This window comes from Citrobacter sp. wls826, from assembly GCF_005281245.1.
Taxonomy (GTDB): domain Bacteria; phylum Pseudomonadota; class Gammaproteobacteria; order Enterobacterales; family Enterobacteriaceae; genus Citrobacter; species Citrobacter braakii.
Window position 1 is genome coordinate 93,283 of record NZ_SZWS01000053.1, and the last position, 1,302, is coordinate 94,584.

Genomic DNA, 1,302 nt, shown 5'->3' on the forward strand with positions numbered 1-1,302 from the left:
TTCATGCGCGCCAGATCCGCTTCTCCCCACTGTTGCCCGCTGGCCTGGGCATCGCGCCCACGATGGTAAATCGCCTGGCGAACCCCAACGCGATACCAGTCACGGGCGTCATCCAGCGTCCAGTTGCCGAACAGTTCCATCTGAATTTCGCCGCCGCAGGACTGCGCGACGCCATGGCCTTTCTCTACCGTCGCCAGCGGCGCAGCGCAGATGATGGTCATCCAGTTAGCGCCAGCGCCAAACGCTTGCTGTGCAAGGGTTTCGCCCGCATCGGCTACCTTCCAGTCGGCGACGATGATTTTATTTGGGCACTGGGCGCGCAGCGCTTTGACGGCGCTAAGGCCTTCGGTTAAGCAGAGAATCGTTCCCGCTTCAACGATATCGACACTTTCTTGTAGCAGTGCGACATCGCGCTGGGCTGCCTGCAGGTTGGTGTGGTCGAGTGCCAGTTGCAGTAATGGTCGACTCATCATTCATGCTCCTTAATGCGGGCGTGATAGCCCTGTAGTGCGGTAATTAAATTCTGGTATTGGCGGTATTTGCGCTGGTAGCTCGCATGCGCGGCGGCGTCTGGCAGCAGTGTGCGCACTGGGTGCTGTAAGCTGCGCTGCGCGTCGCTGAAATTGTGATAAACGCCAGTGCCTACGCGGGCGGCGAGCGCTGCGCCAAAGCAGCCGGTCTCTTCAATCTGTGGCAGCTCGATACGTAAGCCGCTGACGTCTGCCAGCATTTGCATCCAGATATCGGAGTGCGCCGGACCTCCGGTGACGCGCAGGGTATGTGCCTGCGTAAAACGTTCACGCATGCGGTTCAGGTGGGTCATGTGGCTGAAAACCACGCCTTCGTAGATGGCCTGTAATAAGTGGGCGCGAGTGTGTATAGCCTGCATGCCATAAAAGCCGCTGGTCATCTCCAGCCCGGCGTTACTGCCGTACAAAAAGGGCAGGAAGAAAAGCGCGCTACCGGCTTTCGGTAAGCTAGCAACGGCCTGATTAATATCATCAAAAGAGAGCTCACCCCACTGAGCGGTAAACCATTCCAGATTGCCGGAGGAGGTCGGACTGGCTTCATGAACGATGTACTGCCCGTCATTCACATAGCGGCCATAAACATAGGGATGAGGCTCGTGGTCGCGCAGGCCGTGAGCGATCCCGCTGGTGACAGCCCACGTTCCCATCACCGCGTTAAGGGTGTGCTCATCTTCGATACCGGCGCAGAGTGCGGTGGAAACCACATCAAACAGACCGCCGACGACGGGCGTACCCGCCGCCAGACCGGTGATGGCGGCTGTCTGGGCGGTGA

2 protein-coding genes are annotated in these 1,302 nt (G+C 59.0%); both read right to left on the reverse strand.

The features are described 5' to 3' along the window. Positions 1-470, reverse strand: a 470-nt coding sequence (ulaD, locus tag FDW87_RS12910) for a 3-keto-L-gulonate-6-phosphate decarboxylase UlaD (RefSeq protein ID WP_137379847.1), incomplete at its 3' end; no start/stop codon positions are given. Then, a partial coding sequence (locus FDW87_RS22530; protein ID WP_252363158.1) for an FGGY-family carbohydrate kinase occupies positions 470-1,302 on the reverse strand: 833 nt, incomplete at its 5' end. The genes FDW87_RS22530 and ulaD, both read right to left, overlap by 1 nt.